Origin of the sequence: Sulfurimonas sp., assembly GCF_032250635.1 — a bacterium.
In the GTDB taxonomy this organism is placed as follows: Bacteria; Campylobacterota; Campylobacteria; order Campylobacterales; family Sulfurimonadaceae; genus Sulfurimonas.
Genome location: NZ_JAVVFL010000102.1, coordinates 1 through 7,962, shown reverse-complemented (window position 1 = coordinate 7,962; position 7,962 = coordinate 1). Strand labels below are relative to the sequence as shown.

The 7,962-nt window shown below is 39.6% G+C and carries 10 protein-coding genes and 1 pseudogene; 5 read left to right on the top strand and 6 right to left on the bottom strand.

The window, feature by feature from the left end; translation table 11 throughout:
- The 3 genes and pseudogenes from RQ763_RS07215 to mog form a co-directional block, all read left to right on the top strand.
- Positions 1 to 420: pseudogene (locus tag RQ763_RS07215) on the top strand (ATP-dependent metallopeptidase FtsH/Yme1/Tma family protein); the annotation flags it as partial.
- Entirely contained in the window at positions 407 to 928 is a 522-nt protein-coding gene (gene bioV / locus RQ763_RS07210) for a pimelyl-ACP methyl ester esterase BioV (RefSeq protein ID WP_314152058.1), read from the top strand. The pseudogene RQ763_RS07215 and the gene bioV, both read left to right, overlap by 14 nt.
- Positions 929 to 938: 10 nt before the next feature.
- On the top strand, positions 939 to 1,472 hold the full coding sequence (mog, locus tag RQ763_RS07205) for a molybdopterin adenylyltransferase (RefSeq protein ID WP_314152057.1): 534 nt from the start codon (positions 939 to 941) through the stop codon (positions 1,470 to 1,472).
- Between the two features lie 38 nt (positions 1,473 to 1,510).
- On the opposite strand, the gene RQ763_RS07200 is transcribed toward mog, so the two are convergent.
- Both RQ763_RS07200 and RQ763_RS07195 read right to left on the bottom strand, forming a co-directional pair.
- Entirely contained in the window at positions 1,511 to 1,714 is a 204-nt protein-coding gene (locus RQ763_RS07200; RefSeq protein WP_294929357.1) for a DUF3185 family protein, read from the bottom strand.
- 172 nt (positions 1,715 to 1,886) lie between these two features.
- Complete coding sequence (locus tag RQ763_RS07195) at positions 1,887 to 2,336, bottom strand: hypothetical protein (protein WP_314152056.1); 450 nt, start codon at positions 2,334 to 2,336, stop codon at positions 1,887 to 1,889.
- A 41-nt stretch (positions 2,337 to 2,377) separates the two neighbouring features.
- Between RQ763_RS07195 and RQ763_RS07190 the strand changes: the two genes are divergently transcribed.
- Positions 2,378 to 2,566, top strand: coding sequence for a hypothetical protein (locus tag RQ763_RS07190; protein ID WP_314152055.1), 189 nt, complete (start codon positions 2,378 to 2,380; stop codon positions 2,564 to 2,566).
- On the opposite strand, the gene RQ763_RS07185 is transcribed toward RQ763_RS07190, so the two are convergent.
- The 4 genes from RQ763_RS07185 to RQ763_RS07170 form a co-directional block, all read right to left on the bottom strand.
- On the bottom strand, positions 2,539 to 3,420 hold the full coding sequence (locus RQ763_RS07185) for a CoB--CoM heterodisulfide reductase iron-sulfur subunit B family protein (RefSeq protein ID WP_314152053.1): 882 nt from the start codon (positions 3,418 to 3,420) through the stop codon (positions 2,539 to 2,541). The genes RQ763_RS07190 and RQ763_RS07185 overlap by 28 nt on opposite strands.
- Before the next feature lie 11 nt (positions 3,421 to 3,431).
- Positions 3,432 to 4,409 (bottom strand): succinate dehydrogenase iron-sulfur subunit, encoded by a 978-nt coding sequence (locus RQ763_RS07180; protein WP_314152051.1) that lies wholly within the window; start codon positions 4,407 to 4,409, stop codon positions 3,432 to 3,434.
- 9 nt (positions 4,410 to 4,418) lie between these two features.
- Positions 4,419 to 6,131 (bottom strand): succinate dehydrogenase flavoprotein subunit, encoded by a 1,713-nt coding sequence (sdhA, locus tag RQ763_RS07175; RefSeq protein ID WP_314152049.1) that lies wholly within the window; start codon positions 6,129 to 6,131, stop codon positions 4,419 to 4,421.
- Positions 6,132 to 6,356: 225 nt separating this feature from the next.
- Positions 6,357 to 7,556, bottom strand: a complete 1,200-nt coding sequence (locus RQ763_RS07170; protein WP_314152047.1) for a diguanylate cyclase — start codon at positions 7,554 to 7,556, stop codon at positions 6,357 to 6,359.
- An 89-nt stretch (positions 7,557 to 7,645) separates the two neighbouring features.
- Here RQ763_RS07170 and RQ763_RS07165 point away from each other — a divergent pair.
- Positions 7,646 to 7,962, top strand: a 317-nt coding sequence (locus RQ763_RS07165; protein WP_314152045.1) for an AIR synthase related protein, incomplete at its 3' end; no start/stop codon positions are given.

The window sequence follows — 7,962 nt, the reverse complement described above, 5'->3', positions numbered from 1 at the left end:
AAAGCAATCTGCGCGACTTACTTTGACCTCCCTTTTGAGAAACTGCTTCTCTCAAACGAGAAACTGACGCCTGCAACAGATGAGCCGCTTATAAAGCATGAACTTGAATCAAGAGTTAAGATGCTTTTAGCGGGTATCGTCGCATGCAACATAAAGTACAGTGAACATGCAAGCAGCGCCAAGGGCGATTTGGACGAGGCAAAAGAGATAGTCCAGATGATGATTACAGAGTACGGCATGGGTTCCTCTCTTATGGCTAGTGAGAACGAAAAAGAGATTTTGATGAAAAGACTCTATGAGGAGACGAGAAATCTTTTAGAGTCTATGCAGAGTGTTATAAAGTATGTAGAGAGCGTTTTAAACGAGCGTGAGAGTATCACAAAAGCGGATGTGAAAAAGAAACTCAATGAAATTTTATAGTGGTTTTTCTCTAAAAAATGAGCACTATTACTTTGAAGAGTATATAAACTCATCCGAGTACACTGTTTGCGGATTTAGTTACGGAGCCATAAAAGCTCTTAGAGAAACTAAAGAGAGGCTCTGTGAGAAAAAGCGCGTAGACACACTGCAACTCTTCTCTCCCGCTTTTTTTCAGACAAAAGATGAGAAGTTTAAAAAACTCCAACTGCTTGGATATAGAAAAAACCAAGACGCTTATCTAAGAGAGTTTATCTCCCTATGCTTTTTGCCGTATGAAAAAAAGATAGTAGAGCATGAAAAAAACTCCATTGAAGAGCTTGAAGAGTTGCTCTACTACGAGTGGAATATATGTGAATTAAAAGAGATTATGCGATGCGGGGTAAAGATAGAGGTTTATCTCGGTGGAGAGGACAAAATCGTAGATGTTGAGGGCGCAAGAGAATTTTTCTTGGAAGTAGCTACGGTGACATACATCAAAAATGCAAACCATTTTTTATTAACTAACTAGGAGAAGATATATGAGCAAAATAAAAATAGGCGTTATAACGGCAAGTGATCGAGCAAGCAAAGGGATATACGAAGATATTTCTGGAGTAGCAATTCAAGACACAATGAAGGATTACCTCAAGAGCGAGTTTGAGATAGTTTACAGATGTATCCCAGATGAGCAGGAGATGATAGAGAGCACTATGATAGAGCTTTGCGACGATGAAGAGTGCTGTTTAGTAGTTACTACAGGCGGAACGGGACCTGCGCTTCGCGATGTTACACCTGAGGCAACAGAGAACGTATGTCAAAAGATGATGCCAGGATTTGGCGAACTTATGCGTCAAGTAAGCCTGCAGTATGTTCCTACGGCTATACTATCTCGTCAGACTGCTGGAATCAGAGGCAAAAGCCTCATTATAAATCTCCCTGGTAAACCAAAATCTATAAGAGAGTGTCTTGATGCGGTATTTCCTGCCGTTCCATACTGCATAGACCTTATAGAAGGACCATATATAGAGACAAATGAGGATGTTATAAAGGCTTTTAGACCGAAGGCTAAGTAGAGCCTTCTGGTCACTAATCTACTATGTTGCTTTTTATTTTATCTTCTAGCCAAAAAGTATAGACCGACAACAAAACTGACAGCACCGGCAATGTAGAAGGTCATTACTTTATCCGTATCCGAACCTGTAACAGCCTGTGTAACCTGAGAACCGACTGAGCTAGATAGTTGATATCCCCATATTGCAACTCCAACACCTATAACCACGAGAATAATTCCTATTACCTTACTTGTCATAGCCATAATAGACTCCTATTGTTAAATAAAATAAAATGTTTGCAGTGTTAAGGGCAAACTATTTATTCAATTAATAATTCTATCTTAATTTACTCAAAAAGAGCCATTAAATGTTTTGGAAGCCTTTACTTACTCTCTTCTCATAAGGCAGCGGATTTTTTATTTGGAGTGTAATTTCTTATTCGGTAGGGGAAAATTTCAAAAACACGCCAAGTGCTATCAGCAGAAAAGCCGCACTGATAATAATAGCTACAGGATAATATAGATTACCTGCCAAGTCCAGTTGGCTGTACTTTATAACCATAATAAGCCCCTCAAGCGACAAAGCAACACACACAGTTCCGATAAAGCGGGGAAGGGTTCTTCTAAGCATATGAACGACATCATGCCCATTGTCATCACCGTACTCTTTGTTGATGACAATGGCAAGTTCAAACACAGCGATTGCAATAATGCTGGTATTTACCATCTGTATAATTACAGATGTGATTTCGTCGCCGTTGAATATATTTCCAAACGCCGAAGTGAATGTTGACAATACGATTGCCGCAGAAAGCCCGAAGAAAATATAAGCAAACGTTTTAGCAAATATTCTTTGAATTGAAAAGTTTGAAGATGCATCTGTCATGCTAGTCCTAGTTTATAGTTTATTTTGTAGTCAATGGAGCATTGAGTATATTAATAGATATCAGATTTGACACTATAGCAAAAGTATTTCCATACTCGGTTAATGTTTTTCTTTTGGACGTTCAAAGAACATATTTTGTTATTAAAGGGAAGATTGTAAGAGAGCTTTTTGTAAAACAGAGAGAAATCTCTCTGCTCTTAGTTTATACGAAGTTTACGTTTGTAACGTGATGTTTTAGACCGAGCTCTGCAGGGCTGCATCCAAGTGCTAGACCTACCATTTGCTGCATGTGAAGAACGGGAAGGGACACTTCTCTGCCTATTGCTTCAGAAGCACTTTTTGTCTGCGTGTCAAGTTTTAAGTGACAAAGAGGACAAGGTGTTACCATCATGTCGGCATTCTGGTCGGTTGCACCGGCAATTGCTGTTCCTGTTAAAACTGCTGCAGTATGTGGAGCTTGAAGTTCAACGTGGAATCCGCAGCACTTGTTTTTCTCTTCATAGTCAACATTCATACCGCCACACGCGATAATAAGGTCATCTAATGAAGTAGGGTTGTATGGGTTCTCTTTTTGTTTGTGAGACTCGTCATGAAGCTCAGAAGGGCGGATGTTGTGACAGCCGTAAAAAGGAGCTATATTGAACTCGCTTAGAGGTCTTACAACCATCTTTTTGATTTTATCGAGTCCAAAGTCATCAATGATAGCATATAAAAAGTGGATGATGTTTGATGTACCTTTGTACTCTAAACCAACCTCTGCAAGCTTCTCGTTGACTCTTGCTTTTAGTTCAGGGTTTCTATCTAGTCTATGCTTTGTCATTGCAGTATTTAGCTGACATGTATTACATATAGTAACCATAGTTAAGCCATGTTTTTCAGCGTAAGCTATATTTCTTGCATTTAGTACAAGCGATAAGAAGTCATCATAATCTTGCAGGTGAGAAGCGCCGCAACATGAAGCTTCCGTTAGTTCTATAAGCTCAATATCGAGCTTTCTGGCAACTGCCATAGTTGACATCATCTGTTCCGGAGTACTCTGTTTTGCCGTACATCCTGTAAAAAGTGCATATTTTAATTTTTTCATCTATTTTACTCCTAGAACTTTACTGTTGATGATGATTTTATAAGCTTTTGTATCTCATCAAGGTTATCTGATTTTGGCATATTCCAAGGCATGACAATCTTGCCTTTTCTAAACATTTGAAGCGCAACAGGGATATGTTTGACTATATGAATTCCCTCTGAGTAGAGAACCAAGCCGCCCTCATCAAGCACGCCGTGCTTTTTGATAGAGTGTAAGAAACCGACAGCATGACGTGTTGCAACATTGTTTTTCGCAACGCCTTTTTTAAACGCCATCTGGTGCAGTTTTGTTATTTTTTCAATTGGATTGATATCTTTTGGACAAACCTCCGCACACTCAAAACATTTGACACAATCCCAAACACCTTGTTTCTCTTCGTTGACATCAACAAGTCTCTGAGAGTCACTATCACGAACATCTGCTTCAAAGCGGTAAGCCGCTGCGAATGCTGCTGGACCGAAGAAGTCGCTGTTTATCTCAACAACAGGACAAGCATAGTGACACGCCCCGCACTGAATACAAAGGTCGGCATCGTTTATCTCTTCGGCATCATGTGGAGATACGAGATTCTCGCATGATGGACACTCATCAATATCTGTAACCAGATAGGGAGTTACGGCTGCATGTTTCTCCCAGAAGTCTCCTTTGTCGATAATCATGTCTTTTATAGCTCTTTTTGTACTTAATGGCTCAATTGTCAAATCATTTCCAAAGTACTCTATCATGGTAGTCATACTCTCTTTACATGCGAGAGTACTTCTGCCGTTTACTTTAATAGCACAAGCCCCGCAGATACCGTGGCGGCAGCTTCTTCTATATGAAAAACTTCCATCATGATCCCATTTTATTCTGTTTAGTATATCTAAGACAACCTCTTCAGAAGTAACATCCATACTGTAATCTTCATAGTATGGAAGATAATCTTCATCAGCATTAAAGCGAAATACTTTGAAGTTTACTTTTTGTGTAGTAATTTTATTTGTACTCATAACTTCTCCTTAGTAATTTCTTGCTTTAAGTTCATGCTTGCCAAGAACCACAGGCATATAATCAAGTGCTATATTGCCATCTTTATCCATGTAAGCCATAGTGTGTTTTAAGAAGTTTTCATCATCGCGCGTGTTAAAATCTTCTCTAAAGTGAGCGCCGCGGCTCTCGTTTCTAGCAATAGCGCTCTCAACGATAAATGCAGAGTAATCAACCATGTGACCAAACTCTATTGCCTCTTGAAGCTCAGTGTTAAACACTTTTGATTTGTCTTTTATGCGAATGTTTTTAAATCTCTCTCTTAGCTCTTTAACTTTAGCCACAGCAATCTCTAGCGTCTCTTTTGTTCTAAATGCGCCCGCATTGTCGGTCATGCACTGTTGAAGTTCTTCTCTTAGCTGTGTAATTGTTTCATTTCCGTTGTTGTTTAGTACGAAAGCGATCTCATCAAGGGCTCTCTGTGCATCTTCTTGTGTTGCTTCACGAAGAGGAATTGTGTCTATCTCGTTAACCATTGTTTTGCCTACAAAGCGACCAAAGAGAAGCGCTTCAAGAACAGAGTTTGCTCCAAGACGATTTGCACCGTGGACAGAAACACAAGAACACTCACCTGCGGCATAGAAGCCCTCTACAAATTCGTTATTGTTTTTACGAACATTTCCTGCGATATTTACAGGGATACCGCCCATTGAGTAGTGCGCTGTTGCGGAGATTAAGATAGGCTCTTTTATCATATCAAGACCTAAAAATGTCATGGCAAGTTCACGAAGTTCAGGTAGTCTCTCCATAATCAGATCTTTTCCTAAATGAGTGACGTCGATAAAAACAGCATCTTTTCTAGGTCCAACACCGCGTCCTTCGCGAATTTCGTTTAAAATAGCACGAGACACAACATCACGAGATGCAAGTTCCATCGCATTTGGAGCGTATTTTTCCATAAATCTCTCGCCAAGAGAGTTAAGAAGACGTCCTCCCTCGCCGCGAGCAGCTTCAGAGATTAAAACACCGTTTCCTGATAGTCCGGATGGGTGAAACTGAACAAACTCCATATCTTCTAACGGAAGTCCGTGGCGTGCTACTATTGATAGACCGTCACCCGTATTTGCGTGTGCATTTGAGTTGATTTTGTAGCTTCTTGCGTATCCGCCTGTTGCAAACATTACCGATTTTGTATTAAAAATAGCGACCTGAAGATCTCTGATATTAAACGCAACTACGCCTGAAACCTTACCATCTTTATAGATGATATCGGCAGCATACCACTCATCCCAGAACTCAACGCCGACGCGGAAAGCCTGCTCATAGATAGTTTGTAAAAGCGTTAAACCTGTTCTGTCTTTCGCATAACATGCACGAGGAGATGATTGCCCTCCAAAAGGTCTTTGCGCTATTTTTCCATCAGGAGTTCTACTCAATACCGCACCCATTCTCTCTATCCAGCGGATAGTCTCAGGTGCATTTTTACACATAAACTCAACAGCATCTTGGTCAGCTAAGTAGTCACTCCCCTTTACAGTGTCAAATTCATGCAGTTCAACGCTGTCTTTATCGCTAAAAGCTGCGTTTACGCCGCCTTGAGCAGCTCCAGAGTGGCTTCTTAGCGGATGGAGTTTTGTTATAACTGCAACTTTTTTACCTGCATTTTGTAATTCTCTTGCAGCGGCGCATCCTGCTAGACCAGCACCGACAATAATTGCATCGTAAGTATAAATAGGAATACCCATTAGCTTTCCTTTGTTGATTAAGAATAAAATAAGGCGGATTTTACAATTTTTAGCCTTTGTCTATAATAAAAGGTTGTTATAAAAATTCAAAATGTTCCATTATCACTCATTATCACCCATTTTGGGCAAAACAGAAGAGTGAAAGTGTGTAGAATTGTGATACTTTCTTAGTGAAATAGATGAAGGAAGGCGCCCCGTAGCGGTGAAATACAGGGGTAAGAAATATTATAGTTCGCTGTGAACCAGATCTTTTATTTGAGATATTTTATCTCCGCCTGTCTCTTTGGCATAATCAAGTACTTTTTTAGCCTGTTTAATAGCCTCTTCAAGAGATACGTGATTTGGTTTTATAACAAACCCACCGCTTAGTTTTATCTCAATTGGCCCTAGTTCTGGAGATGTTAGTTTAAGCTCGGAGACACTTTGGCGGATAATGTCTGCATCTTTGTATGAGAGCTCTTTGCTCTCTCTTGAGAGAACTACCGTAAACTGGTTGTAGTCCGTTCTTGCGATTACATCCGCCGACTGTTTGTGAAGAGAGGCTGTAAATGCAACTTTTTTGAGTATGTTTTGTGTCAGTTCCTGGGAGTAGACTCTGTTTGTTTTTGAAAAGTTGTCAATTTCAAATACTGTAACGGATGTATAGTTCTTCTCTTTGATATTTTTCTTCTCAGCATAAGCGCTCATTAGACCTTTTAGGTTGTTAATGCCCGTTACTGGGTCGACCATTGCAGGATTTTCTGATATATCCGGTTTTCTTCTTATCCTTACAGAAATTGCACCTGCTTCTTGTGAAAATATTTCATACCCCTTTTTGTCCACATCATATAGGTACTCAATATCTTTATATATTGCCGCGAGTCTTTTTCTATACCAAAAAGCCATAAAGAGAATCAACGCAAATGCCAGGTAAGTTATATTTTTGTGAATGTTGAACTTTTTTTGGTTATATGAGACAGCTCTGAAAACTATGTGGTTGATTTGATCGTATAAAGAGGCAAAACTTTTTTGCAGCGCCTCCTCTTTCTCTTTGTCGCCGTTATTTTTCTTTGTATAGAAATCACTCGCTCTTTTATTGAACTCTCTTGTGAGAGAACTTAGTTCATCTAAATCGGACAGATACTCTTTTGAGTTTGAGAGTACAAATCTCTCTACAAAACTAAATTCGTATTGATTGCGGAGTTTATCAATGTCGTGAAGAAGCTGGGTGCTTTTACCGTTAAACTGTATTAGTGCCAAATCAAGGTCACCTTTTGGAAGAGATAAAAGAGAGCTGATAATTCGCTTTTGGTTGTTTAGATTGTCAATTTTTTCATATGAGTTTGAGTGCTCAACCGCTGCCAACACTCCAAACGCTGCAAACACAGTCGCCAATAAAAGAAAAAGAGAGAGGTTGTTGAAAATCTTTTTTATAGAGTGCTTCATGGTAGGATTTCCTATATAGATGGTATAATATCCCGCTATTTTATACACATTGGCTTTAATGGTAACTTAAGGCATTTTAAGAAGTTTTATTGAATTTAGAAAATTATTTTATATCTCAGTTTAAAAACGCTCATATCGGTGACGATGGGGCTTTGATAGGCTCTAGTGTTTACTCAAAAGATGCCTTTTTCGAAGATGTCCATTTTAAAAAAAAGTGGATGAGCTACTATCAGATTGCAGCTAAGGCTATGATGGTCAATATTTCGGATGCAATCGCTATGAATGCAAAGCCAAAATACGCACTTCTCAGCGTTGCGATGCCTAAGTCTATGACGATGAAAGAGATGAGAGAGCTGGCATCCGGATTTGAGGATACGGCGGCGAAGTACGGCATCCAAATCATCGG

Bases quoted from the DNA above. Each gene is read 5' to 3' on its own strand.
- bioV (WP_314152058.1), top strand. From the start codon at position 407: ATGAAATTTTATAGTGGTTTTTCTCTAAAAAATGAGCACTATTACTTT.
- mog (WP_314152057.1), top strand. From the start codon at position 939: ATGAGCAAAATAAAAATAGGCGTTATAACGGCAAGTGATCGAGCAAGC.
- RQ763_RS07200 (WP_294929357.1), bottom strand. From the start codon at position 1,714: ATGGCTATGACAAGTAAGGTAATAGGAATTATTCTCGTGGTTATAGGT.
- RQ763_RS07195 (WP_314152056.1), bottom strand. From the start codon at position 2,336: ATGACAGATGCATCTTCAAACTTTTCAATTCAAAGAATATTTGCTAAA.
- RQ763_RS07185 (WP_314152053.1), bottom strand. From the start codon at position 3,420: ATGAAAAAATTAAAATATGCACTTTTTACAGGATGTACGGCAAAACAG.
- RQ763_RS07180 (WP_314152051.1), bottom strand. From the start codon at position 4,409: ATGAGTACAAATAAAATTACTACACAAAAAGTAAACTTCAAAGTATTT.
- sdhA (WP_314152049.1), bottom strand. From the start codon at position 6,131: ATGGGTATTCCTATTTATACTTACGATGCAATTATTGTCGGTGCTGGT.
- RQ763_RS07170 (WP_314152047.1), bottom strand. From the start codon at position 7,556: ATGAAGCACTCTATAAAAAAGATTTTCAACAACCTCTCTCTTTTTCTT.